The organism is Serratia sp. Z4, from assembly GCF_009900725.1.
In the GTDB taxonomy this organism is placed as follows: domain Bacteria; phylum Pseudomonadota; class Gammaproteobacteria; order Enterobacterales; family Enterobacteriaceae; genus Serratia; species Serratia nematodiphila.
On sequence record NZ_JAAABD010000002.1, the window covers coordinates 987,464 to 1,013,594 of the forward strand.

General features: G+C 60.2%; 21 protein-coding genes. 15 read left to right on the top strand and 6 right to left on the bottom strand.

Annotated features, from left to right (window positions below; all coding sequences use genetic code 11):
- Window positions 1-70: 70 nt before the first annotated feature.
- From GT753_RS12535 to torA, 3 genes are all read left to right on the top strand, one after another.
- Entirely contained in the window at window positions 71-493 is a 423-nt protein-coding gene (locus tag GT753_RS12535; RefSeq protein WP_004935707.1) for an NUDIX hydrolase, read from the top strand.
- A 233-nt stretch (window positions 494-726) separates the two neighbouring features.
- The gene (locus GT753_RS12540) at window positions 727-1,887 is read left to right on the top strand and encodes a NapC/NirT family cytochrome c (protein WP_015378525.1); all 1,161 of its coding nucleotides are present in this window, start codon (window positions 727-729) and stop codon (window positions 1,885-1,887) included.
- A gap of 12 nt (window positions 1,888-1,899) precedes the next feature.
- Window positions 1,900-4,374 carry a trimethylamine-N-oxide reductase TorA gene (gene torA, locus GT753_RS12545; protein WP_118891851.1) on the top strand — a complete coding sequence of 825 codons (2,475 nt, stop codon included), beginning with the start codon at window positions 1,900-1,902 and terminating at the stop codon, window positions 4,372-4,374.
- Between the two features lie 237 nt (window positions 4,375-4,611).
- Here the strand turns inward: torA and GT753_RS12550 are convergent, their stop codons facing one another.
- On the bottom strand, window positions 4,612-4,866 hold the full coding sequence (locus tag GT753_RS12550; protein WP_015378527.1) for a YkgJ family cysteine cluster protein: 255 nt from the start codon (window positions 4,864-4,866) through the stop codon (window positions 4,612-4,614).
- A gap of 265 nt (window positions 4,867-5,131) precedes the next feature.
- Between GT753_RS12550 and mtr the strand changes: the two genes are divergently transcribed.
- Complete coding sequence (gene mtr / locus GT753_RS12555) at window positions 5,132-6,376, top strand: tryptophan permease (protein ID WP_160125628.1); 1,245 nt, start codon at window positions 5,132-5,134, stop codon at window positions 6,374-6,376.
- Window positions 6,377-6,502: 126 nt separating this feature from the next.
- On the top strand, window positions 6,503-7,075 hold the full coding sequence (gene yeiP / locus GT753_RS12560; RefSeq protein WP_004935725.1) for an elongation factor P-like protein YeiP: 573 nt from the start codon (window positions 6,503-6,505) through the stop codon (window positions 7,073-7,075).
- 42 nt (window positions 7,076-7,117) lie between these two features.
- On the opposite strand, the gene uxuA is transcribed toward yeiP, so the two are convergent.
- On the bottom strand, window positions 7,118-8,308 hold the full coding sequence (gene uxuA / locus GT753_RS12565; RefSeq protein WP_015378529.1) for a mannonate dehydratase: 1,191 nt from the start codon (window positions 8,306-8,308) through the stop codon (window positions 7,118-7,120).
- A 292-nt stretch (window positions 8,309-8,600) separates the two neighbouring features.
- On the opposite strand from uxuA, the gene GT753_RS12570 reads away from it, so the two are divergent.
- The gene (locus tag GT753_RS12570; protein ID WP_160125629.1) at window positions 8,601-10,073 is read left to right on the top strand and encodes a mannitol dehydrogenase family protein; all 1,473 of its coding nucleotides are present in this window, start codon (window positions 8,601-8,603) and stop codon (window positions 10,071-10,073) included.
- 62 nt (window positions 10,074-10,135) lie between these two features.
- Here GT753_RS12570 and GT753_RS12575 read toward each other — a convergent pair whose 3' ends face one another.
- Entirely contained in the window at window positions 10,136-10,444 is a 309-nt protein-coding gene (locus GT753_RS12575) for a type 1 fimbrial protein (RefSeq protein ID WP_004935734.1), read from the bottom strand.
- A 318-nt stretch (window positions 10,445-10,762) separates the two neighbouring features.
- Between GT753_RS12575 and GT753_RS12580 the strand changes: the two genes are divergently transcribed.
- The 8 genes from GT753_RS12580 to yejF all read left to right on the top strand — a co-directional run bounded on the left by GT753_RS12580 (window position 10,763) and on the right by yejF (window position 21,130).
- Window positions 10,763-11,737, top strand: a complete 975-nt coding sequence (locus GT753_RS12580) for a GTP-binding protein (RefSeq protein WP_160125630.1) — start codon at window positions 10,763-10,765, stop codon at window positions 11,735-11,737.
- A 77-nt stretch (window positions 11,738-11,814) separates the two neighbouring features.
- Complete coding sequence (locus tag GT753_RS12585) at window positions 11,815-12,525, top strand: phosphatase PAP2 family protein (RefSeq protein ID WP_004935741.1); 711 nt, start codon at window positions 11,815-11,817, stop codon at window positions 12,523-12,525.
- 410 nt (window positions 12,526-12,935) lie between these two features.
- Window positions 12,936-13,511 carry a bifunctional murein DD-endopeptidase/murein LD-carboxypeptidase gene (gene mepS / locus GT753_RS12590; RefSeq protein WP_025303553.1) on the top strand — a complete coding sequence of 192 codons (576 nt, stop codon included), beginning with the start codon at window positions 12,936-12,938 and terminating at the stop codon, window positions 13,509-13,511.
- Between the two features lie 411 nt (window positions 13,512-13,922).
- Entirely contained in the window at window positions 13,923-15,509 is a 1,587-nt protein-coding gene (locus GT753_RS12595) for a cyclic di-GMP phosphodiesterase (protein WP_160125631.1), read from the top strand.
- Window positions 15,510-15,598: 89 nt separating this feature from the next.
- The gene (locus GT753_RS12600) at window positions 15,599-17,407 is read left to right on the top strand and encodes an extracellular solute-binding protein (protein ID WP_015378533.1); all 1,809 of its coding nucleotides are present in this window, start codon (window positions 15,599-15,601) and stop codon (window positions 17,405-17,407) included.
- Between the two features lie 9 nt (window positions 17,408-17,416).
- The gene (locus GT753_RS12605; protein ID WP_015378534.1) at window positions 17,417-18,508 is read left to right on the top strand and encodes a microcin C ABC transporter permease YejB; all 1,092 of its coding nucleotides are present in this window, start codon (window positions 17,417-17,419) and stop codon (window positions 18,506-18,508) included.
- Window positions 18,505-19,530, top strand: a complete 1,026-nt coding sequence (locus GT753_RS12610; RefSeq protein WP_015378535.1) for an ABC transporter permease — start codon at window positions 18,505-18,507, stop codon at window positions 19,528-19,530. Before GT753_RS12605 ends, GT753_RS12610 begins: the two co-directional genes overlap by 4 nt.
- Before the next feature lies 1 nt (window position 19,531).
- Complete coding sequence (yejF, locus tag GT753_RS12615; RefSeq protein WP_160125632.1) at window positions 19,532-21,130, top strand: microcin C ABC transporter ATP-binding protein YejF; 1,599 nt, start codon at window positions 19,532-19,534, stop codon at window positions 21,128-21,130.
- 8 nt (window positions 21,131-21,138) lie between these two features.
- Here the strand turns inward: yejF and GT753_RS12620 are convergent, their stop codons facing one another.
- The 3 genes from GT753_RS12620 to rsuA form a co-directional block, all read right to left on the bottom strand.
- Complete coding sequence (locus GT753_RS12620) at window positions 21,139-21,483, bottom strand: YejG family protein (RefSeq protein WP_004935763.1); 345 nt, start codon at window positions 21,481-21,483, stop codon at window positions 21,139-21,141.
- A 594-nt stretch (window positions 21,484-22,077) separates the two neighbouring features.
- The gene (locus tag GT753_RS12625) at window positions 22,078-23,274 is read right to left on the bottom strand and encodes a Bcr/CflA family multidrug efflux MFS transporter (protein WP_160125633.1); all 1,197 of its coding nucleotides are present in this window, start codon (window positions 23,272-23,274) and stop codon (window positions 22,078-22,080) included.
- Between the two features lie 41 nt (window positions 23,275-23,315).
- Window positions 23,316-24,029, bottom strand: a complete 714-nt coding sequence (gene rsuA, locus GT753_RS12630) for a 16S rRNA pseudouridine(516) synthase RsuA (RefSeq protein ID WP_004935770.1) — start codon at window positions 24,027-24,029, stop codon at window positions 23,316-23,318.
- Between the two features lie 319 nt (window positions 24,030-24,348).
- Between rsuA and GT753_RS12635 the strand changes: the two genes are divergently transcribed.
- Entirely contained in the window at window positions 24,349-26,106 is a 1,758-nt protein-coding gene (locus GT753_RS12635) for a DEAD/DEAH box helicase (protein WP_160125634.1), read from the top strand.
- Window positions 26,107-26,131: the final 25 nt, after the last annotated feature.

A 26,131-nucleotide genomic window follows, 5' to 3' on the forward strand; every position in this document is an offset into this window, starting at 1 on the left:
TTTCCGGCGTATTGGCCAGCGCCGGGGCAAAATGACATACTGTGCTGAAAGCTTGCTGACGGAGAAAAGCATGAACGTAGTGACAGGCGTCGGGGTGATCATCGTCAACCCGCAAGGCGAGATTTTGTTGGGCAAACGCTGCGGTTCCCACGCGCCCTTTTGGTCGATCCCCGGCGGGCATCTGGATGCCGGTGAAACCTTCGAGCAGTGCGCCCAGCGCGAAATCGCCGAAGAGACCGGGTTGCTCATCGACCCGCCGCGCTTTGTTGGCGTCAGCAACAATCTGCAAACCTGGCGCGCCGAAGGCAAACACACGGTGTCAATCTGCCTGCAGGTGGATCACCCCGGCGGCAACGCCGAGCTGAGAGAGCCCGAGAAATGCGCCGAGTGGCGCTGGTGCGCGCCTGAAGCCCTGCCGGAACCCCATTTCGAAGCCAGCCGCACCGCCATCCGCCTGTGGCTGAGCGGCCTGGCCTATTTGCCCACGGCCTGACCCATCGCGAGCGCGTGCTGCGCTCGCTTCCCCTGCCGCAGCGCCCTATCGCTATATAAATTGGAATATAACGCTATTTTTTGCGATATACGCCATTTTTTTGACTACGGATAACCCTATGGGGTTAACCCTCTTCTATCATTACCCCTGCAATCGACGTGGCATTCTGACCTCCGGTCGGCGGCCTTTTGGCAAGATTTTATTTTAAATTCATAATTATAAGCGGGTTTACCATGAGCAAAAAACTGACTGGCTTTGAAAAAAAGCGTCGGTGGGGATGGCTATGGCTTTTGCTGCTGGGGATTATCCTCGGCGCAGCGCTGTTGGCCGGGACCGCCACCGTCTTCCATAAAACCAGCGATACCGCCTTCTGCGTTTCCTGCCACACCATGCAACAGCCGCTGGCCGAATATCAAGGCAGCGTCCACTTCCAGAACACCAAGGGCATCCGCGCCGAGTGCGCCGACTGCCACGTGCCGCACCAGCCGATCGACTACCTGTGGACCAAGATCCGCGCGGTAAAAGACATCTACGGCGAGATGGTCGGCACCATCGATACGCCGGAGAAATACGAAGCGCACAAGCTGGCGATGGCACAGTCGGTCTGGAAGACGCTGAAAGAGAACGACTCGGCCACCTGCCGCTCCTGCCACAGCTACGACGCCATGGACATCACCGCCCAGCGCCCTGAGGCGCGCCTGCAGCACCCGGTGGCGATCAAACAGGGCGAAACCTGCATCGATTGCCACAAGGGCGTGGCGCATATCCTGCCGGACATGAGCGGCGAAACCCAGGCCGGCGCCGCCGAGCTGGCGAAGGCCGCGGCGCTGACCGCACCGGACGCCACCACCCTTTACACCATCGCCACCGAACCGTTCTTCCTCGGCGCAGACGACAGTCATAACGCCGGCAACCTGATGCCGTCCACCGAAGTGCAGGTGGTCAAGCAGGATGGCGACAAGGTGCTGGCCACCGTGAGCGGCTGGCAGCAGGACGGCGTCAGCGAAGTGTTCTACGCCGCGCAGGGCAAGCGCATCCTCAGCGTGCTGCTGGGTGAGGATGCGCGCCAACAGCTGAAGACCGCGTCGACTCAGACCGATGCGGAAACCGGCCTGATCTGGCATCAGGTCTCTCTGCAGGTGTGGCTGCCGCGCAAGCAGCTGATCGACGATCAGCAAAAAATCTGGCGCTACGCCGCGGACATGATGTCGGCCAACTGCACCGGCTGCCACGGGCTGACCGCGCTCGATCGCTTCAACGCCAACCAATGGATCGGCGTCATCAAAGGCATGGCGCCACGCACCTCGCTGACGCAGGAACAGCTGCGCGTGCTGACGCAATACGTACAAAAACACGCCAGCGACATGCCACCTGCCGCACCGGCCAAGCTTTAAGGGAGAAGCGCAATGAGCAACCAACAACCGTTAACCATGAGCCGCCGCCGCTTCCTGACCGGCGCCGCCGCGCTGGCCGCCGCCCCGCTGCTGGCGGGCTTATGGCCCAAAGCGGCGCTGGCGCAGGCCATCAGCGAAGCGCTGCCGCAGTTCATCGTCTTGCGTCAGGCGCAAAAAGGCATTCTGACCGGCGCCCACTGGGGCGCGTTTGAGGCCATCGTGCAGGACGGCAAGATGGTCGGCGTGCAGCCGGTGCAGGACGATCCGTATCCCAATGAGCTGATCACCATGGCGCCTTATCAGGTGCACGCCGAGAACCGCATCAAATATCCGATGGTGCGCAAAAGCTGGCTGGAAGGCGGCCCCGGCAGCCGCACCGAACTGCGCGGCCGCGACGAGTGGGTGCGCGTCAGTTGGGACAAAGCGACCGAGCTGGTGTGCAATGAGATCGTTCGCCTGCAGAAAGATCACGGGCCGCAGTCGATCTACGCCGGTTCCTATGGCTGGAAAAGCGTCGGCATGCTGCACAACAGCCGCACGCTGCTGCAGCGTCTGATGAACCTGACCGGCGGCTTCCTCGGCTACGCCGGCGACTACTCCACCGGCGCAGCGCAGGTGATCATGTCGCACGTGGTCGGCTCGATGGAGGTCTACGAACAGCAGACCGCCTGGCCGAACGTGATCGAGAACAGCGAGCTGGTGATCCTGTGGGGCTGCAACCCGATGGTCACGCTGAAAAACAGCTGGAACGTGCCGGATCACGTCGGCCAGACCGGCTTCGAGGCGCTGAAGAAGAAAGGCACCCGGGTGATCAGCATCGATCCGGTGCACAACGACAGCGCCAAGTTCGTCAATGCGCAGTGGATCGCCCCGCGCCCTTATACCGACGGCGCGATGCTGATCGGCATCGCCCACACGTTGCTGACCGAGAAGCTGCATAACCCGGACTTCCTGAAAACCTACACCGTCGGCTTCGACAAGTTCCAGGCCTACCTGCTGGGCGAGAGCGACGGCGTGGCGAAAACCGCCGAATGGGCGGCCGACATCAGCGGTGTCGATGCCGATACGCTGCGCGGACTGGCGCGCGAGATGGCGAAGCATCGCACCATGATCATGGGCGGCTGGGGCATCCAACGCCAGCACCACGGCGAGCAGCAGCACTGGCTGCTGGTGACGGTGGCGGCGATGCTCGGCCAGATCGGCCTGCCGGGCGGCGGCTTCGGCTTCAGCTATCACTATTCCTCCGGCGGCAGCCCGACCGCCAAGGGCGGCATCATCGCCGGCATCTCCGCCGGCAACGCGCCGAAGAACTCGCCGGCGCCGATCCCGGTGGCGCGCATCGCCGAATGCCTGAGCAACCCGGGCAAAACCATCGACTTCAACGGTGCCAAGGTCACTTACCCCGAGGTGAAAATGGTGTATGTGGCGGGCGGCAACACCTTCCACCAGCATCAGGACACCAATAACCTGGTCAAAGCCTGGCAGCGGCCGGACACCATCGTGGTTAACGAGCCTTACTGGACCGCTACCGCCAAGCATGCCGATATCGTGCTGCCGGCCACCACCAGCTACGAGCGCAACGATCTGGAAATGGGCGGCGACTATTCGCAGCTCTACGTGTTCCCGATGCATCAATGCGTGCCGCCACAACACGAGTCGCGTAGCGACTTCGACATCTTCTCGGCAATGGCGGCCAGGCTGGGCGTACAGGAAGCCTTCACCGAGGGCAAGGATGAAACCCAGTGGCTGAAAGGCATGTACGACGACATGAAGAATCAGGCGCGCGCCGCGCGGGTGGCGCTGCCGCCGTTCGACATGTTCTGGCAATCCAACAACTACGTGCGCTTCCCGGTGCCGGAGACCAATAAGCAGTGGGTGCGCTTCGCCGACTATCGCGACAACCCGCTGCTGAACCCGCTGGGCACGCCGTCGGGCAAGATCGAGATCTACTCCGACGCCATCGCCAAAATGCATTACGAGGATTGCCCCGGCATTCCGACCTGGATGCCGCCGCACGAGTGGTATCGCGGGCCGGAAGCGGCCAAATATCCGCTGTCGCTCAATACCGCGCACCCGACCAACCGGCTGCACTCCCAGCTCGATAACACGCCGCTGCGCGAGAAATACGCGGTGGCGGATCGTGAAGCGATCCTGATCCACCCGCAGGACGCGCAGCCGCGCGGCATCAGCGGCGGCGATCTGGTGCGGGCGTTTAACGATCGCGGTCAGATCCTGGTGGGCGCGGTGGTCAGCGAAGACGTGCGGCCCGGCGTGGTGCGCATCAGCGAAGGCGCCTGGTTCGATCCGGCCGATCCGGCGCAGCCCGGCTCGCTGTGCAAGAACGGCAACGTCAACTGTCTGACCTTCGACATCGGCTCTTCCAGCCTGGCGCAGGGCAACTGCGGGCAGATGGCGCAGCTGCAGATCGAGAAGTATCGGGGGCCGGTATTGAAAAATACCGCGCACGCGGTGCCGCAAGGCGCCTGATCCCGCAGTAAACAGAGGGCGCAACGCGTAATGCCGGTCAGTTAAGCCTGACCGGCATTTTTTTATCCAGTCTCAGTACGCGCCGTGCAAAAGGAATAGCCTTAAATATCCGGTATTTCTCTGCGACCGCCATGAACGGTATCTGGAGAGACGGCCACTACGCCGGTCCCCCACACCATTCGGGGCGGCTGCGATGGCGGCAGGCGCGACGCTGTGTCTGTGGAGGCTGAAGGCAGCTTAAGGCGCGGTGTCCGCTTCCAGTCTGGCGAGGTAGATCAGCGCCTGATCGCGGTGATCGTGGCACATGTCGCGGCTCGGCTGCAGGCTGCCGCACACCTTCGGCCGCAGCGGCGAATGAAACAGGCCGCAGCGCAGCCGTTCATCCAGATGAATGCAGCGGGTATTGGCGGGCTTGCCGTTCGGCATGCCGGGGATCGGGCTGGATATCGACGGCGCGATACAGCAGGCGCCGCAGTCGCTGCGACAGTCCATCAGCGCTACTCCTGGTGGGCTGGGGGGAAAGAAGCGCGACAATAGCAGCCGCACGCGGCCACCGCCAGCAGAATCCCTGCGTCCCCGCGATCTTTACACTCATCGCTCTGCGCCGGCCGGCTGCACCCGATGGCGAATAAACGCCCAACAAACCTTGATTTAAAGAAAAAAACGCGTGAAACGTGCAATTCCTTCGCTTTACATGCGCCATGCGCCCATGTACTATTGAGCTAGTACAAAAGAACTTCTTCCCTCAGGAGCACACATGTCTACGGACACCATCCAGAAGCTGGCCCGCCCTTCCGTCCTCGGCGGCGCGATGATCATTGCCGGAACCGCCGTTGGCGCCGGCATGTTTTCCATTCCGATCGTCACTTCCGGTGTCTGGTTCAGCGGCTCCGTCGCGCTGCTGGTGTATACCTGGGCCTGCATGCTGCTGTCCGGCCTGATGATCCTCGAAGCCACGCTGCACTACCCGAGCGGCGCCAGCTTCAACACCATGGTCAAGGATCTGCTGGGCAAAGGCTGGAACGCCGTGAACGGCCTGTCGGTGGCGTTCGTGCTGTACATCCTGACCTACGCCTATATCTCCGCCGGCGGCTCGATCATCGCGCACACGCTGGAGGGCATCGTCGGCGTCGGCCAGACTACCGCCGGCCTGGTGTTTGCGCTGGCGGTGGCGTTTATCGTCTGGCTCTCCACCCGCGCGGTCGATCGCCTGAGCACCATTCTGATCGGCGGTATGGTGATCACCTTCGTGATGTCGGTGGGCGACATGTTCACCCACGTGCAGCCCGCGGTGCTGTTCAATACCGGCGATGACCAGGCCAGCTATCTGCCTTACGCCCTGGCGGCGCTGCCTTACCTGCTGACCTCGTTCGGCTACCACGGCAACATTCCCGGGCTGGTGAAGTACTACCACAAGGACAGCGGCTCCGTGGTGCGCAGCCTGGTGTACGGCACCCTGTTGGCATTGGCTATCTACATCCTGTGGCAGTATGTGATTCAGGGCAATATCGCGCGCGACGCCTTCAAGCAGGTGATCGCCGAGGGCGGCAATATCGGCAGCCTGCTCAAGCAAATGGGCAACGTCTCCAGCAGCCAGACCGTCAGCCAACTGCTGAACGCCTTCTCCTATATGGCGCTGGCCAGCTCGTTCCTCGGCGTGTCGCTGGGCCTGTTCGATTATCTGGCGGACTTCTGCAAGTTCAAGGACGACGCCGTCGGGCGCAGCAAGACCGCGCTGGTGACCTTCGTGCCGCCGACCCTGGCCGCGCTGCTGTTCCCGAACGGTTTCCTGTACGCCATCGGCTTCGCCGGGCTGGCGGCCACCGTCTGGGCGGTGATCGTGCCGGCGCTGATGGCGCGCGCCAGCCGCCGCCGTTATCCGCAGGCCGGTTACCGTGCACCGGGCGGCAACGGCGTGATCCTGTTCGTCATCCTGTTCGGGTTGATCAACGCCGCCGCGCATATTCTGTCGCTGTTCGGCCTGCTGCCGGTCTTCCGGTAATCCTCGAAGGGAGAGCGCCTGCTCTCCCTTTCCTGCACTGTTTTTACGCCGGGCTATTGCCTGAAATCGGCGGCGCGAGTACCTTGTCGCAACTTCTCTAATACTCTTCATTGCGGATGAATTGAAATGGCAAGAGCTAACGAAATTAAGCGCGGCATGGCGATCAGCTACAACGGCAAGCTGCTGCTGGTAAAAGATATCGACGTGCAGAGCCCGAGCGCCCGCGGCGCCAGCACCCTGTACAAAATGCGCTTCTCCGACGTGCGCACCGGCCTGAAAGTGGAAGAACGCTTCAAGGGCGACGATATCCTGGACACCATTTCCCTGTCGCGCCGCAAGGTGAACTTCTCCTATATCGACGGCGAAGAATACGTGTTCATGGATGACGAAGACTACACCCCGTACATTTTCAAGAAAGACCAGATCGAAGACGAGCTGCTGTTCATTCCAGAAGGTGGCCTGCCGGGTATGCAGGTGCTGACGCTGGATGGCCAGGTGCTGGCGCTGGAGCTGCCGCAGACCGTGGATATGGAAATCGTCGAGACCGCGCCGGGCATCAAAGGCGCTTCCGCCAGCGCCCGCAACAAACCGGCCACCATGGCGACCGGCCTGGTGATCCACGTGCCGGAATACCTCAGCGCCGGCGACAAAATTCGCATTCATATCGCCGAACGCCGCTACATGAGCCGCGCAGACTAGTCGCGCCTACGGGGCCGATACTCGGCCCCGTTTCATTTTCCGCTACGGCAATTCCGGGAAAAAGCGCCGCTTGAGCGCCAGCTCGACGCCGCGCAGCTCCGCCAGCCCTTTCAACCGCCCGATGGCCGAATAGCCCGGATTGGTTTTCTTTTTCAAATCGTCCAGCATCTGATGCCCATGATCGGGGCGCATCGGGATCGGCCGCCGATCGCCCGCCCGCTGCCGACGCAGTTCTTCGGTCAGGATCGCTTCGATCACCGCCACCATGTCAACATCGCCCTGCAGATGCGCCCCCTCGTGGAAGCTTTTCGGGTTCTCCTCGCGGCAGGTGGCGCGTAAGTGGGTAAAGTGAATGCGATCGCCGAAGGTTTCAATCATCCGCACCAGATCGTTGTCGGCGCGCACGCCGTAGGAACCGGTGCACATGGTGAAGCCGTTATGAATGCTGTCGACGGTCTGCTTCAGCCACTGCATGTCTTCGATCGTGGAGACGATGCGCGGCAGGCCGAGGATCGGCCGCGGCGGATCGTCGGGATGCACCGCCAGCCGGATGCCGGCCTCTTCCGCCACCGGCACGATGGCGCGCAGAAAGACCGCCATGTTTTCGCGCAGTTGCGCCTTGTCGATGCCGTCGTATTCCGCCAGGCGGCGACGGAACTGCTCCAGCGTGTAGCCTTCTTCCGCACCCGGCAGCCCGGCGATGATGTTGCCGGTCAGCGTGGCTTTCTCCTCCTCGCTCATGGCGGCGAAATAGGTCGCCGCCTGACTGCGCTCTTGCGCCGTATAGTCCGCCTCGGCGCCGGCGCGCTGCAGGATGTGCAGCTCGAACGCGGCGAAGGCTACCTGATCGAAACGCAGCGCTTTGGAACCGTCCGGCAGCGGATAGGCCAGATCGGTGCGCGTCCAGTCGAGGATCGGCATGAAGTTGTAGCAAACGGTGTCGATGCCGCAGGCCGCCAGATTGCGCAGTGACTGCTGGTAATTGGCGATGTACCGCCGCCAGTCGCCGCTGTGGGTTTTGATCTCCTCATGTACCGGCACGCTCTCCACCACCGACCACACCAGCCCCTTTTCCGCCAGCAGCGCCTGCCGCGCGCGGATCTCGTCGATCGGCCAGACTTCGCCGTTCGCAATATGGTGCAGCGCCGTGACCACCCCGGTCGCCCCGGCCTGACGCACGTCATCCAAAGAGACCGGATCGTTCGGGCCATACCAACGCCATGTTTGTTCCATGTTGTGTCCTTATGCCTGTCTCGCATCGCGATGTTGTTATACCAGTTTAATTTAGATGTCAGCTAGCTTTAACTTACTCTTTCGCCGCGCGCTGTCAAAATTGAACCGTTCATTGGTTGATCCGCTTCACGATTCTGGCTTATTTTGGCCTGACCAATTCCCTTAACCTGCCGACAACTTTAGACTGGTGGCAGTTTTTTATCGCCGGCGCCCCGCTGTCCATGCGTCGGCAAACTGGTCCGCTAACTTGGCGCAAGTGGCCCGCCAGCTGTCTACTCGCTTTGGAGATGAGATGAATACGATCGCCAACACCCCGCTGCCGGGCACCGTCCGGCAACCGAATTATGATCGCCGGGCCCTGCGCAGCCGCATCGTGCACCTGGGTTTCGGCGCGTTCCACCGCGCGCATCAGGCGCTGCTGACCGATCGGGTGCTGAACGCCCACGGCGGCGACTGGGGCATTTGCGAGATCAGTCTGTCCGGCGGCGTGCCGCTGTTTGAGACGCTGCGGCAACAGGATCATCTGTACAGCGTGCTGGAGAAAGGCGCGGACGGCCATCAGGCCATCGTGATCGGCGCGGTGCATGAGAGCCTGCACCGCAAACTGGAGGGCATCGCCGCGGTGCTGGAGAAGCTGGCCGAACCGCAGGTGGCGATCGTCTCGATGACCATCACCGAAAAAGGCTACTGTATCGAGCCCGGCAGCGGACGGCTGGACCGACAGCATTCGGGGATCGTCGCCGATCTGGCGTGGCCGCATCAGCCGCAGACCGCGCCCGGCATTTTGGTGGAAGCGTTGCGGCTGCGGCGCGAACGCGGCCTGTCCGCCTTCTCCCTGCTTTCCTGCGACAATATTCCGGAGAACGGCCACGTGTTGCGCCGGGCGGTGCTCGATCTGGCGCAGGCGCGGGATCCGTCGCTCGCCGACTGGATCGCCACCGCCGCCACCTTCCCCTGCACCATGGTGGATCGCATCGTGCCGGCCGCCACGCCGGCCACGCTGGATGAGATCGCCGCCGCGCTGGGCGGCGTGCGCGACGAATGCGCCATCGCCTGCGAGCCCTTCATTCAATGGGTCGTGGAAGACAACTTCACCGCCGGACGCCCGGCGTGGGAGTTGGCCGGCGTCCAGTTGGTCAGCGATGTGCTGCCGTTTGAACACATGAAGCTGCGCATGCTGAACGGCAGCCACTCGTTCCTGGCTTACTTAGGCTACCTGGGCGGCTACCGCTATATCAACGAGTGCATGGCGGATGAGCACTACCGCCGCGCCGCCCTGCGGTTGATGCTGGACGAACAGGCGCCAACGCTGAGCGTCACCGGCATCAGCCTGCCCGATTATGCCGCACAGCTTATCGCGCGCTTCAGCAATCCGGCGCTGCAACACCTCACCTGGCAGATCGCCATGGACGGCACGCAGAAGCTGCCGCAGCGGCTGCTGGATGCCGTGCGCTGGCATCTGCGGCACGGCGGCGACTATAGCGGGCTGGCGCTGGGCGTGGCGGGCTGGATGCGTTACGTCGGCGGCGTCGATGACGCCGGTGAGCCGATCGACATTCGCGATCCGCTGGCAGACCTGCTGCAGCAGACGATCGCCGCAACGCAGGACGATCGACGGCGCGTAGCGGCGCTGTTGGCGTTGAAATCGGTATTCGGCGAAACGCTGGCGGCGCATGCGGCGTTTAGCGAAGCGGTGACGCAAGCCTATTTATCGCTGCGCGATCGCGGCGCGCGTGAAACGGTGAAGGAGTGGGTGATGCGGTGAGGAGCCTGCAGGGCCGAGAATAACCATGCCGGCGTAACGTTACGCCGGCATGGCGGAACGACTTAACGATAAACGACCGTCATAACAGCGAGTTTCTTCTGTTGGTCTACCCACTTCATTTCGGTTGTGCCTAGATTTAGCGGAAGTTCTTTGCGTGTAGTATCAAAACCTGACAACGCTTGCTGGGCCTGATAATGCTGGCCGTTGCGGTAACATTGCGTATTCGCCTTAGAATCTGCAATCTTGACCGTGCAAGGACTTTCAACGATAGAGCCGACGAAGCGAATTACCCCGCCGGCCACTCCTGCCTGACTCACTGCCGTCCATGAAAACAACATTCCTACGATCAAAAATAACCGAAAGGTATTCATGGCAACCTCATTTTTAGTTAAGCCAATTTAACCATAGAGGATCTTGTTAGGAATAATCGCAAGGAAAGGGACGAGATTTGATCGTTAATCTCGTCATTAACAATGTAAAAACAAGCTACTAACAAAAGTTAACCGCATCTAATACAGGGTTTTATCTAAGAATTTTCTTGTTATAAACGGTGGATTTTGTCGGTTGAAAAGCGCATGGTGACGTGCAAAATTTGCGAGATAGAGCACAAATTAAATCGCGGCCGTTTCACCGACACGGCTGCGTAACTCATTTATTAAGCAGGTTAATTTTTGCGCCAGGAATTATTAATGACCAAAACCAATTTGATTACCGGTTTCCTCGGCAGCGGCAAAACCACCACTATCCGCCATTTGCTGGCTCATAAGCCCGAACATGAACGCTGGGCGGTATTGGTCAATGAATTCGGCGAGATCGGCATCGACGGCGCGCTGCTGGCAGACAGCGGCGCGGTGCTCAAAGAGATCCCCGGTGGCTGCATGTGCTGCGTCAACGGCCTGCCGATGCAGGTGGGCTTGAATATGCTGTTGCAGCAGGCCAAACCGGATCGGCTGCTGATCGAGCCGACCGGGCTCGGGCATCCGAAACAAATCCTGTCGCTGCTGACCCAGGAGAGCTATGCCGGTTGGATCGATCTGCAGGCCCCCCTGTGCCTGCTGGATGCCCGCCAGCTCAGCCAGCCGCGCTACCGCGACAACGAAAACTTCCGCGATCAGCTGGCCGCGGCCGACATTATTTTGGCCAGCAAAAGCGATACCTACCGGCCGGAAGACAGGCTGGCGCTGGAGGCCTGGAAGGCGCAAGACCCGCTGCAGCGGCCCTGCTACGCCATCGCGCAAGGCGAAGCGGATGTCGCGCTGTTGTCACTTCCGCGCACGAATCGTACAGAATTGCCGGACGCGCAGCATCATCATGGTCAGGCGAAAAAGCAGGGGCTGGCGGCGCTGCGGCTGCCGGAGCACGCCCGCTGGCGGCGAGCGTTGAATGAAGGGCAAGGCTTCACCAGCTGCGGCTGGATTTTTGACGGCGATACCCGGTTCGACACCGTCGGCTTCATGGAATGGGTGCGACTCGCGCCGGTCGAACGCGCCAAAGGCGTGGTACGCATCCCCGAAGGCACATTGCTGATCAATCGTCAGGGGCAGGATCTCAACATCGAAACCCGCCCGGTCGCGCCGCTCGACAGCCGAATTGAGCTTATCCACAGCGAAAATGCCGACTGGAACGCCCTGCAATCCGCCTTGTTTAAGATTCGTTTAAGTTAGACCCCGTACCGTTGCCCCCCGGTTGCCGCAGGGCTGCCGGGTTTTATTTCGTTTTCATTTTTCCAACAGGTTATGTCATGACACGCCGCAATTTACCCCTCATTCTCTTCTTCAACTTACTGGGCGTTGCGCTGTTTCTGTCCTGGTTCCTGCCGGCCAATCACGGCGGCTGGTTTACCCTGGATTCGGCGATTTTCTTCTTCTTTAACCGCCATCTGGCCACCGACCCGGCGTTTTTACACCTGGTCGCCATCACCAACAACCGCGCGTTCGATGTGATTTCGCTGCTCGCCATGGGGCTGCTGTATCTGTACTTTTATCTGAAGCAGGACGCCGCCGGCCGCCGCCGTCTGGTGATCACCGGCGTGGTGATGCTGCTGACCGCCGTGGTGCTGAACCAGCTTGGCCACCTGCTGCCGGTGAAACATCCAAGCCCCACCCTGACCTTTGACAATATCCATCGCGTCAGCGAGCTGACCGGCATCCCCACCAAGGACGCTTCCGGCGACAGCTTCCCCGGCGACCACGGCATGATGCTGATTATTTTTTCCTGCTTTATGCTGCGCTATTTCGGCCGCGGCGCCTTCGCCGTCGCCCTGCTGATTACGTTGGTCTTCTCATTGCCGCGCGTGATGATTGGTGCCCACTGGTTTACCGATATCGCCGTCGGCTCATTGTCCGTGGTGCTGGTTGGCGCCAGCTGGGTGCTGATGACGCCTTGCAGCGACTGGATCGTCGATCGGTTGAATCGCCTGTTGCCCGGTAAGCACCGCCCCGGCCAACCATAATTTGTGTCTATGACTCATGCCGGGAGGCTTACGCCTCCCGCCCTCTTCCCCTCGCCGCGCGCAAAAATTTCCCCACCGTTCGTTAACGCTTTTGCAACCTGATTTCACGCCAGATTCATACATCGGACAATTGGCGTTTTTTATATGAAGATTTACATTATGTTACATCACAAATTCATATAAAAAAGACGGGAAAAAGGCTCGCAATCCCCTATTGGTTCCGGTAATCTCAGATGCGTTTGTGCCTGGTTTAAGTCGAATCAGTATGAAATCCGATAAAAATGTGCGTTCTCGCACGTTTTCAACGGTAACTGGTTGTCGATGCAACAGGTGCGGACTAGGCTCGTTTCGTTTGGCATTTTTCAGGTAGCGACTTTCGTCGTTAAGGACTTCAAGGGAAAACAACAACAATGGTCAAATCTCAACCGTTTCTGAGATATTTTTTGCGGGTAGTCCCTGCAATTGCCGCTGCGGTTATGCTGTCAGCGTGCAGCTCGACTCACACTTCGAACTTGAATAACGCACAAACTGAGATGCGTGCAGTTAATGACAAAGACGGTCTTTTACTGCAAGCCTCTCAGGATGAATTCGAAGCGATGGTCCGCAACGTTGACGTCAAGTCAAAGATTATGGATCAGTATGCGGATTGGAAAGGCGTTCGCTACCGCTTAGGCGGTGACACCAAGCGCGGCATCGATTGCTCGGCGTTTGTACAGCGCACCTTCCGCGAACAGTTCGGCATGGATTTACCGCGTTCGACCTATGAACAGGAAGATCTCGGCAAGAAAATTCAGCGTACCAAGCTGCGCGCCGGCGATTTGGTGCTGTTCCGCGCCGGTTCTACCGGGCGCCATGTCGGCATCTATTTAGGCAACGATCAGTTCGTTCACGCCTCCACCAGCAGTGGGGTCATGATTTCCAAGCTGACCGATAACTATTGGAATAAACGTTATCGAGAAGCGCGCCGGGTGCTGACCAACGGTTAACGGCGCAACGCCCTGAAGATCCTGAATACCAAACGAGCGATAAGCGCCGCCCACGGGCGGCGTTTTTTTTGGTTGTCGAACAGGTATCATCAAAATTGATCCCTGCCTTATCGTCACTTTTCCCTGCTTAACGCCGCCGCACGCCATTATTTTGATAAACTGTTGGCGGGAAATCGCCCCGTCGAGGAAAAACTCGCCTATTATCGTCAGATGACGGCAACGGCGCCCGGCGTTATTTAAAACGTTTCCGCTGATATTATGCGCATGATATTTCTGTCGGCGACGCCGCATATTTAAATGGCGCCGCCGGTTGGTACGGGATAAAAAGGCAAAAATGAAAAAAAAGCCGTTGGCACAATCCATTAACTGGCTGCGCGACATGCCTGACGCCCGGTTGCAGAGGACTCGGTTATGGGCTTGAAAAGAGCTTTCGCCCGCAGCGTGTCTCACCGACAACGCAGCCTGGCTAAAAGCGGTGTCGCCGCCCTGGTATTTTTTACGCTATTCACCGCGGTCACGCTTTCTTTGATCAACCACCAGCGCACGCAATATCAACATAAGGTCGAAGCGCGCACGCAAAAGTTCACGCTGGGTTATATCTCGCATCTGACGGCGGTGATGCGGCAAATGATGCCGCTGCTGGACAAGCCTTGCCTCTCCAGCCAGTCGGATATTACCTACCAGGCGGCCTTTACCAGCGGCGTGCGCACCTTCCTGTTGGTGAAGGACGGCTACGCCTATTGCTCCTCCGCCACGGGCGACATGATGTTGCCGATGAAAAATATCTATCAGGATATCGACTGGGATCTGCCTCTGGATCTCAAGCTGCAGCAGGGTACGCCGATGGTGCCAAATAAACCGGCGGTTGCGGTTTGGCTGCGACATCCCGGCGAAAAGGCCACTGGCATCCTCGCTACGCTGGACATCGATCTGATGCCCTACCTGCTGTTCACCTCGCACGACGAACAGGCGCCGGGCATCGCCATCGTGATGGGCAACCGCGCGCTGACCACTTTCAGCCCGAACCTGATGCCGATCAATCAGCTACCGAAGGGCAAGGCGGATACCCTGACGCTGCCCAATCTGCCGCTGACCATCCTGTTCTACAACGAGAAACTGACCCCCAACGACATTCGCCTGACGCTGCTGGGCAGCCTGGTGCTGTCATTGATGACCGGCGTACTCTGCTACTACATGCTGCTGCTGCGGCAAAGCCCGGAACGCGCGCTGCTGCGCGGCATCAAGCGCAACGAGTTCTTTATCGAATACCAGCCGGTGTTCCATACCGATAGCAACAGCATAGGCGGGCTGGAAGCGCTGATCCGCTGGCAGCATCCGATCGAGGGCCGCATCCCGCCCGATGTCTTTATCCCCTACGCCGAAAGCAACGGGCTGATCGTGCCGCTTACCCGCCACCTGTTCAGGCTGATCGCCGAAGATGCGCCACAGCTCGCCAAAGCGCTGCCACGGGGAGGTAAAGTCGGCCTCAACATTTCCCCCGCCCACCTTAGCGCACCGTCGTTTCACCAGGACGTGTATGAACTGTTGACGCAGCTGCCGGGCGATTACTTTACGCTGGTGTTTGAAATCACCGAACGCGGCATGGTGGAAGAAGAGAGCGCGCTGACGGAGTTTGACTGGCTGCACAAACAGGGCATCGAGATCGCGGTGGATGATTTTGGCACCGGGCACAGCGCGCTTATTTATCTTGAGCGCTTCACCATGGATTATCTGAAGATTGACCGTGGCTTCGTCAACACCATCGGCCAGGATACGGTCACCGCGCCGGTGCTGGATGCGGTGATCTCGCTGGCGAAAAAGCTGAAAATGCTGACGGTGGCCGAAGGCGTGGAAACCGCCGAGCAGATGCAGTTTCTGCAAGAACACGGCGTCAACTTCATGCAGGGGTACTACTTCAGCAAGCCGCTGAGCATCGATGATTTCGTCGCTTACTGCAATGCTAATCAGGTCTTTGATTATCAGGAAAAAAATAGTTAATCTTTAAGCATCTTTACCCTGCGCCCGTCCGAAGAATGTTATGCTGGGCGCAGGTTGTACTTTATTCCACAGCAGGAGCTTACTGTCTGATGTCCGTGCGCATTTTCGCTGCTCTGGTGCTCTCGGCACTGAGCTTCGGTCTGCGGGCCGAAGCCCTCAACGAAAGCTATGCTTTCGCCCTTCTCGGTGAACCGAAATACGCCACCGACTTCAGCCATTTTGACTACGTCAATCCGGCGGCGCCCAAGGGCGGCGACGTGCGACTGGCGGCCATCGGCACCTACGACAACTTCAACCGCTTCGCTACCCGCGGCGTGCCCGGCGAGCGCACGATGGAGCTGTACGATACGCTGTTCACCAACTCCGACGACGAACCCGGCAGCTATTACCCGCTGATTGCCGAATCGGCCCGTTTCCCGGCCGACATGCGCTGGATGGAATTGGATATCAACGCCCGCGCGCGCTTCCAGGACGGCAGCCCGATCACCGCCGCCGACGTGGCCTTTACCTTCAATAAATTCATGACCGAAGGCGTGCCACAGTTTCGCTCCTATTACAAAGGCGTCACGGTCAAGGCCATTTCCCGGTTGACGGTGCGCATCGAGCTGCCTAAGGCGAACCGTGAGCAAATCCTCAGCCTGCTCAGCCTGCGCGTATTGCCGGAAAGCTTCTGGAAAAACCATAAGCTCAACGAACCGCTCAGCACCCCGCCGCTCGCCAGCGGCCCGTATAAAATCGGCGATTATCGCCTCGGCCAGTACATCACCTATCAGCGGGTGCGCGACTACTGGGCCGCCAATCTGCCGGTAAACCGCGGCCGCTACAACTTCGACAGCATTCGCTACGATTATTATCTGGACGATAAGGTATCGCTGGAAGCCTTCAAGGCCGGCGCCTACGATTTCCGCATCGAGCCGTCGCCCAAGAGCTGGGCCACCCAATATCAGGGCGGCAACTTCGCGCGCAACTACATCATCAAGCAGGACGAGACCAACCAGGCGGCGCAGAATACCCGCTGGCTGGCGTTCAATCTGCAAAAACCGCTGTTCGCCGATCGTCGGGTACGGGAAGCGATCGGCCTGGCTTTCGATTTTAACTGGATGAACAAGGCGCTGTATTACAACGCCTATCAGCGCGCCGACAGCTATTTCCAAAACACCGCCTACGCCGCCCGCGGCTACCCGGACGCCGCTGAACTGGCCTTGCTGGCACCGCTCAAGGGCCAGATACCGCCGGAGGTATTTACCAGTATCTACCAACCGCCCGCCTCCGACGGTAGCGGCAACGATCGACAAAACTTGCTGAAGGCGACCCAACTGCTGAAAGAAGCCGGTTGGGTGGTCAAAAATCAAAAGCTGGTCAACGCCAAAACCGGCCAGCCGTTCACCTTTGAACTGATGCTGCTGAGCGGCAGCAACTTCCAGTACGTGCTGCCGTTCCGCCACAACCTGCAGCGGTTGGGCATCGAGATGCAAATCCGCGAGATTGACGCCTCGCAGTACACCCGCCGCATGCGCGAGCGCGATTTCGACATGATGTCGACGGTGTATATGGCGATGCCGTTCCCCAGCGCCGATCTGCAAATTCTGTGGGATTCGCAGTACATCGATTCCAGCTATAACACCCCCGGCGTCAAAGATCCGGCGGTCGACAGCCTGGTCAGGCAAATCGCCGCCCATCAGGGCGACGAAAACGCCCTGTTGCCGCTCGGCCGCGCGCTGGACCGGGTGCTGACCTGGAACAACTACATGCTGCCGATGTGGTACTCCAGCCACGATCGCTACGCCTATTGGGACAAGTTCTCCACGCCGTCGGTCCGCCCGGCCTATGCGATCGGCTTCGACAACTGGTGGTACGACGTCAACAAGGCGGCGCGCTTACCGGCTCAGCGGCAATAAGGAGTCGGAATGGCGGCCTATCTGATACGCAGACTGTTACTGGTGATCCCCACGCTGTGGGCGATCATCACCATCAACTTTTTTATCGTGCAAATCGCCCCCGGCGGTCCGGTCGATCAGGCCATCGCCGCCATTGAGCTGGGGCACGGCAGCGGGTTTGGCAACGGCGGTGTCGGCGAAGGCCTGGGCCACGCCCGGACGGGCATCGCGGCTGGCGACGGCCAATATCGCGGTTCGCGCGGCCTGGATCCGGAGGTGATCGCCGAGATCACTAAGCGTTACGGCTTCGACAAACCGCTGCACGAGCGCTACTTCACCATGCTGTGGAACTATATGCGCTTCGACTTCGGCGACAGCCTGTTTCGCGGCGCTTCGGTGATGCAGCTGATCGGCCAGAGCCTGCCGGTCTCCATCACACTGGGCCTCTGGAGCACGCTGATCATCTATCTGGTGTCGATCCCGCTCGGCATCCGCAAGGCCGTCCACAACGGCAGCGCGTTCGATACCTGGAGCAGCACGCTGATTATCATCGGCTACGCCATTCCGGCTTTTCTGTTCGCCATTCTGATGATCGTGCTGTTCGCCGGCGGCAGCTACCTGGACTGGTTCCCGCTGCGCGGCCTGGTATCGAGCAACTTCGACACCCTCTCATGGCCGGCGAAGATCGCCGACTACCTGTGGCACATCACCCTGCCGGTGCTGGCGACGGTGATCGGCGGTTTCGCCACCCTGACCATGCTGACCAAGAACTCATTCCTCGACGAGATCCGCAAACAGTACGTCACCACCGCCCGCGCCAAGGGGCTGGACGAGAAAAAAATCCTCTACCGCCACGTGTTCCGCAACGCCATGCTGCTGGTGATCGCCGGTTTTCCGGCCACCTTTATCAGCATGTTCTTCACCGGCTCGCTGCTGATTGAAGTGATGTTCTCGCTCAACGGCCTGGGGCTGCTGGGCTACGACGCCACGCTGCAGCGCGACTACCCGGTGATGTTCGGCACGCTGTATATCTTCACCCTGATCGGCCTGCTGTTGAATATCCTCAGCGATATCACCTACACCCTGGTCGATCCGCGCATTGACTTCGAGGCCCGCCAATGAGCCGCCTTAGCCCGATCAACCAGGCGCGCTGGGCGCGTTTTCGCCGCAACCGCCGCGGCTACTGGTCGCTGTGGATCTTTTTGGTGCTGTTCACCCTGAGCCTGGCCGCCGATCTGATCGCCAACGACAAACCGCTGTTGGTGCGTTATGAAGGCCGGTTGTACCTGCCGTTTATGATTAGCTACAGCGAAACCGCCTTCGGCGGCGAACTGAATACCGAAGCCGACTATCAGGATCCGTTCGTGCAGCGGCAGATCGAACGGCACGGCTGGGCGGTCTGGGCACCGATCCGCTTCAGTTACGACACCATCAACTTCGCCACCGAGGTGCCCTTCCCTTCGCCGCCTTCGCGGCACAACCTGCTGGGCACCGACAGCAACGGCGGCGACGTGCTGGCCCGGGTGCTGTACGGTTTTCGCATTTCGATGTTGTTCGGTCTGGCGCTGACGCTGTTTTCCAGCCTGATCGGCGTGTGCGTCGGCGCGACGCAGGGGTATTACGGCGGGCGTTTCGATCTGTGGGGGCAGCGCTTTATCGAAGTGTGGTCGGGCATGCCGACGCTGTTTCTGATCATTCTGCTGTCGAGCATCGTCCAGCCCAATTTCTGGTGGCTGCTCGGCATCACCATCCTGTTCGGCTGGATGAGCCTGGTGGGCGTGGTGCGCGCCGAATTCCTGCGCACCCGCAATTTTGACTATATCCGCGCCGCGCGCGCCATGGGCGTGCCGGATCGGGTAATCATGTCCCGCCATATGCTGCCCAACGCCATGGTGGCGACGCTGACCTTCCTGCCGTTTATCCTCTGCGGCTCGATCACCACCCTGACGTCGCTCGATTTCCTCGGTTTCGGTCTGCCGATAGGCTCGCCGTCGCTCGGCGAATTGCTGCTGCAAGGCAAAAACAATCTGCAGGCGCCGTGGCTCGGCATCACCGCCTTCCTGGTATTGGCAGTGCTGCTGTCGTTATTAATCTTTATCGGCGAAGCGGTGCGCGACGCCTTTGACCCCAGCAAGGCGCATTGATATGGCCACTCCTTTGCTCGCTATTCAGGATCTCAGCATCGCCTTCCGTCAGGGCGACACCGTCACGCCGGTGGTCAACGAACTCTCGCTGCAAATAGCGCCGGCGGAAACGCTGGCGCTGGTAGGGGAATCCGGCTCCGGCAAAAGCGTCACCGCCCTGTCGATACTGCGTCTGCTGCCCGCGCCGCCGGTGGTTTACCCTGCCGGCGATATTCTGTTCAACGGCGAGTCGTTGCTGCATGCGCCGGAGACTGACCTGCGCAAGGTGCGCGGCAATCAGATCGCGATGATCTTTCAGGAACCGATGGTGTCGCTTAACCCACTGCACACCATCGAGAAACAGCTGGCGGAAGTGCTGATGCTGCACCGCGGCCTGCAGCGCGAAGCCGCCGCAGAGATCGTCGAATGCCTGGAGCGCGTCGGCATCCGTCAGGCCAAAAAACGGCTGCAGGACTATCCGCACCAGCTGTCCGGCGGCGAACGCCAGCGGGTAATGATCGCCATGGCGGTGTTGACCCGCCCGAAACTGCTGATCGCCGACGAACCCACCACCGCGCTCGACGTGACTATCCAGGCGCAGATCCTGACGCTGCTGCAAGAATTGAAGCAGGAGATGGGCATGGGGTTGCTGTTCATCACCCATAATCTGAATATCGTGCGCCGCCTGGCAGACAACGTGGCGGTGATGCGCCAGGGGCGCTGCGTAGAGCAAAACGGCCGCGCGCAGCTGTTCAGCCGGCCGCAGCATCCCTACACACAGCAGCTGCTGGCCGCCGAAGACGTCGGTGAGCCGCTGCCGCTACCCACCGCGCGCCCCGGCGACGAGCGGCCGCTGCTCAAGGTGGAAGATCTGCAGGTGCGCTTCCCTATCCGGCGCGGCCTGCTGCGCCGCACGGTGGATTATCACTATGCATTGAAATCATTGAGTTTCGAGCTGCGCGCCGGGGAAAGCGTGGGGCTGGTGGGAGAATCCGGCTCGGGTAAAAGCACCACCGGGCTTGCGTTGTTGCGTCTGCTGGCCTCGCAGGGCGCCATCTGGTTCGACGGCGAACCACTGCACCCGCTCACGATGAAGCAGATGCTGCCCTACCGCAGCCGAATGCAAATCGTCTTCCAGGATCCTTATTCCGCCCTGAATCCGCGCCTGAACGTGCAGCAGATCATCGCCGAGGGGCTGGAAGTGCACCAGCGGCTTAGCGCCGAGCAGCGGGAACAACGCGTGATCGAGGTGTTGCGGGAAGTTGGCCTGGATCCGCAGCTTCGCCACCGCTATCCCACCGAGTTTTCCGGCGGCCAGCGCCAGCGTATCGCCATCGCGCGCGCGCTGATCCTGCAACCGCAGCTGCTGATCCTCGACGAGCCAACCTCTTCACTGGATAAATCGGTGCAGGCGCAGATCCTGACGCTGCTGAAATCGCTGCAGCAACGCCACCGGTTGGCTTATCTGTTCATCAGCCATGACCTGCAGGTGGTGCGTTCGCTATGTCACCAGGTCATCGTACTGCGACAGGGGGAAGTGGTTGAACAGGGAGACTGCCGGGCGATTTTCGCGGCGCCCGCAGCCGACTATACCCGTCAACTGCTGCAGTTGGCGGATTAGCGGCGAATTCAGAAGGGGTATTGCGCGCTGAGTGGTTCGGCGATCGCGGCACCGACGTTTTTCAGCCGGCACATGGTGGCGCTCTCGTCGCTGCGCTGCACGAACAGGCAAGGTTCCCCTTCCCATTCGACGATCGCACAGTCGACCTGAATCTCCTGCAGCGACAGATTGAGCTGTTGCATGACCTGCCAGGCCTCGGCCCCTTCATGGCTGAGCAGCTTCAGCCCAATCAGGTTGTTATCTTCGTCTATTCCGTTAAACGGAATCGGTTCGACCTTCACGCCGGTGAAACCGGATAGCCAACGATAACTTTGCGGCAAGCGATGCACTACCGAAAGTTGGATACTCTCCACATGAAATCCCTAGTTTGAAAAGGTGAAACACTTTTACCTGACAGGGTTACTAAGTTATAGCCGTTGACTCCCGACTCTGCCGCGCACAAATGTTATTTAAATGTAAATTTTGCCGCAAGCCATTAACCTGACCCCGTGCTTGCCGATGCCGTGCCACTTTTTGGCGCGCCGTGCGGTGTTATTTCACGGCATTTTGCGACTCAGCTCGCATTTTTGCGTTATATGTAACCCTTTCCCGCAGCGATCTCAACTCTTTTTTCTTGCAATGCGACTACTTTTTCGTCGCCATATTTTTACAATGAAGAAACATCTTACCCGTCACGTTAGCGCCGCCACCGCTGCTAATACCTTGATTTACATCAATCCTAATACAAACCCCCCGCGCGGCTCAGCCGACAGCGCGCCGCGCCTCCCGGGGAATATTGGGCGGCACGACGGCGGAATTTTTTAACAAAAAGCACACAGGTGAGAAAGTGGCCAGTTGATTAGCTTGCGTATATTTAGCAACAAATTTTTCATTGCCGGTTGCACCCTGAAATGGCAGGGCGCAACCCCGTGACGATGCGGAGCGACACGCCCCGAATCGGGAGAACGTCAGGCTGCGCGATCGCGCGGCCGACTGGCGTAAACATAGAACAGCACCGCCACGATGCTGCACAGCGCCATCGAGGTGACCATTGGCCAAGCGCTTTTGCCCGGCGCCATCGACAGCACCGCCCCCACCAGCGCACCGATGCTGAAGCGCAACGTGCCGGCCAGGGAAGAAGCGGTGCCCGCCATATGCGGAAAATCATCCAGGATCACCGCCATGGCGTTGGAGGAGATCATCGCGATGCACCCCAGATAGACCGCAACGCCGATCACCAGCGCCCAGAAGCCCAGGCCCACGGTGCTCACCGCCATTAGCCACAGCCCCATCGCCAGCTGTACCAGCAGCCCCAGCTTGAACATCTTGACCGCGCCGAAGCGCCGCACGTTGCGGCTGTTGATCAGCGTCGTCAGGAACAGGAAGACGATGTTCAGCGCAAAATAGTAACCGAAATGCTGCGGCGAAACGTGGTTCAGTTCGATGTAGACGAACGGCCCGGCGCTGAGGAACGAGAACATGCCCGCAAACGAGAAGGCGCTGGCCAACATGTAACTCAGCACTCGCTTGTGGCGGAACAGCGAACCGAAATTGCCCAGCGTAGTGCGCAGGTGGAACCGCTGGCGCCGCTCTTTCGGCAGCGTCTCCTTGATGAACAAGGCCACCAGCAGCGAACCGATCAGCGCCGCGGCGCCCATGGTCCAGAAGATGGCGTGCCAGCTGAACCACAGCAGCAGCGCACCGCCGATCATCGGCGCCAGCAGCGGCGCAATGGTCATCACCAGAATGACGAACGACATCATGCGCGAGAACTCATCCTTGGTGAACATATCGCGCATCAGGGCGTTGATCACCACGCTGGCGGCGGCCGCCGCCAAACCGTGCAGGAAACGCAGCCCGATCAGTTGATCGATCGACTGCGCCATGGCACAGGCGCAGCCGGCGATGGCGAAGATCAGCGTTCCCCACAGGATCACCGGTTTGCGGCCAAGGCTGTCCGACATCGGCCCATAGAACAGCTGCCCGAAGGCGAAGCCGAGCATATAGGCGCTGAGCGTCATCTGCACGCTGCCGGACTCGACGCCAAACTGGGCGGCGATCACCGGCATGCTGGGCAGGTACATGTCGATGGCCAGCGGCATCAGCATGGACAACAGGCCCAGAATGAAAATCAAACCGAGATGAGAGGTTCGGTTCTGTTGCACGTTCCACGACTCCTTAATCGGCCGCAATCAATGATCGGTTATCAGTCCTGCAGGTGCGGCGCGCCCACGCTGGCGATCTCTTCTTCTGTCAATGGGCGGTATTCGCCCGGCGCCAGATCGTCATCCAGCACGATGGCGCCGATGCGCTCGCGGTGCAACGCGATCACCCGGTTGCCGACGGCGGCGAACATCCGCTTCACCTGGTGGTAGCGCCCTTCGCTGATGGTCAAGCGCACCACGTGCTCGTCGACCTGCTCCAGCGTCGCCGGCCGCGTCAGATCTTTCTCGTTGTGCAGTTGCACCCCTTCAGCGAAACGCTGCGCGGTGTCTTCCGCCAACGGGTGCTCCAACGTGACCAAATAGGTTTTCTCGCAGTGGTGGCGCGGCGACGTGACACGGTGCGACCATTGACCGTCGTCTGTCATCAGCACCAGCCCGGTGGTGTCGATATCTAACCGCCCGGCGGCGTGCAGCTTGTACGCGACCGGCTCATCGAGGAAATACAGCACCGTCGGATGATCGGGATCGTCGGTAGAGCAGACGTAGCCCTGCGGTTTGTTGAGCATGAAATAGCGCGGGCCGTTCTGCTGCTGCAGCGGATTGCCGTCGAACGCCACTTCTTGCTCCGGGGTCAGTTTGACAGCCCCGCTCTTCACTACCTCACCGTCCACGGTGACGCGTTTAGCCCGAAGTTCGCGCGCGACCAGCGCACGGCTGATGCCTAACTGCTGAGATAAAAACTTGTCCAATCGCATGGGATCTGCTTTGCCTGTCGTTGTTATGATCGCATTGATCGTATTGCCAAAATATGACGCCCGCCGTTGCACCGGGTGCAAATAGCAGGTTCAGGGGGGGAATCGCGTGGGGGAACAGCGATTGCTGTCACACAAGTATAGCGACACAACGCGTTGCCCGACAGAGGTAATTTTCACGCTTCTCGCACCGCGCGTGCGCAGAAGGCATAATAGTAGAAATTTTTCGGCCGCCCGGGGCGTAAAATGTCGCTGTTTCTGTGGGAACGGGGGCGACAAGACCTGTACCCGGCGGCCCATTCCACTCTACGGCGTTCATTTTATGGCCTTTACCCTACGCCCCTACCAACTGGAAGCGGTCGAAGCCACCATCAACCATTTCCGGCGGCGTCCCGAACCGGCGCTGATCGTGCTGCCGACCGGCGCCGGCAAAAGCCTGGTGATCGCCGAACTGGCGAAGCGAGCCCGTGGGCGGGTGCTGGTGTTGGCGCACGTCAAGGAACTGGTGGCGCAAAACCACGCCAAATACTGCGCCTACGGCCTGGAGGCGGACATCTTCGCCGCCGGTCTGCAACAAAAAGAGAGCGCCGGCAAAGTGGTGTTCGGCAGCGTGCAGTCGGTGGCGCGCAACCTGCCGCTGTTCGACGGCGCCTTTTCGCTGCTGATCGTCGATGAATGCCACCGCATCAGTGACGACGACGACAGCCAGTACCAACAAATCATCCAGCATTTGCAGAAAACCAACCCGCAGCTGCGGCTGCTGGGGTTGACCGCCACGCCCTATCGTCTGGGCAAGGGCTGGATTTACCAGTATCACTACCACGGTTTTACCCGCGGCGACGGCGCCAGCCCGTTTCGCGACTGCATCTATGAGCTGCCGCTGCGCTATATGATTAAGAACGGCTTCCTGGTGCCGCCTGAGCGGCTGGACATGCCGATTGTACAGTACGATTTCAGCCGGCTGGAGGCCAGAAGCAACGGCCTGTTCAGCGAAGCGGATCTGAACCGCGAGCTGAAGCGGCAAAACCGCGTCACGCCGCACATTATCAGCCAGATTGTGGAGTACGCCGACGATCGCAAAGGGGTAATGATCTTCGCCGCCACCGTCGAGCACGCCCGCGAGATCCACGGCCTGCTGCCGAACGGCGAGGCCGCGCTGGTCAGCGCAGAAACGCCGCCCGCCGAGCGCGATGCGCTGATCGAGGCGTTCAAACAGCAGCAGTTGCGCTATCTGGTCAACGTAGCGGTATTGACCACCGGTTTCGACGCGCCGCACGTCGATCTGATCGCGATCCTGCGCCCGACCGAGTCCGTCAGCCTGTATCAGCAGATCGTCGGCCGCGGGCTGCGGCTGGCGCCCGGCAAGGAGGATTGTCTGATCCTCGACTATGCCGGCAACCCGCACGATCTGTTTACGCCTGAGGTCGGCGTCAGCAAGCCGCACGGCGACAGCCAGCCGGTGCAGGTGTTCTGCCCGGCCTGCGGCTTCGCCAATCTGTTCTGGGGCAAGTGCACCGAGAACGGCGATATCATCGAGCACTACGGCCGCCGCTGTCAGGGCTGGCTGGAAGACGACGACGGCCACCGCGAACAGTGCGATTACCGCTTCCGGTTCAAGAGCTGCCCGCACTGCGGCGCGGAGAACGACATCGCCGCACGCCGCTGCCATCAGTGTCAGGAGGTGCTGGTCGATCCCGATGACATGCTGAAGGCGGCGCTGAAGCTGAAAGACGCGCTGGTGCTGCGCTGCGGCGGCATGGAACTGCAGAGCGGCCGCGATGACAAGGGCGAATGGCTGAAGGCCACCTATTACGACGAGGACGGCACCAGCACCAGCGAGCGCTTCCGCCTGCAGACGCCGGCGCAGCGCAAAGCCTTCGAGATGCTGTTCCTGCGCCCGCACCAGCGCGCGCCGGGCGTGCCGTTCGCCTGGCACACCGCCGCCGACGTGCTGGCGCAACAACAGGCGCTGCGCCATCCGGATTTCGTGGTGGCGCGCAAACGCGGCCAGTTTTGGCAGGTGCGCGAGAAAGTGTTCGATTATCAAGGCCGTTTCCGCCGCGCCAATCAATTGACCTGAGCGAACGGTCCCCAATCTGGACAGG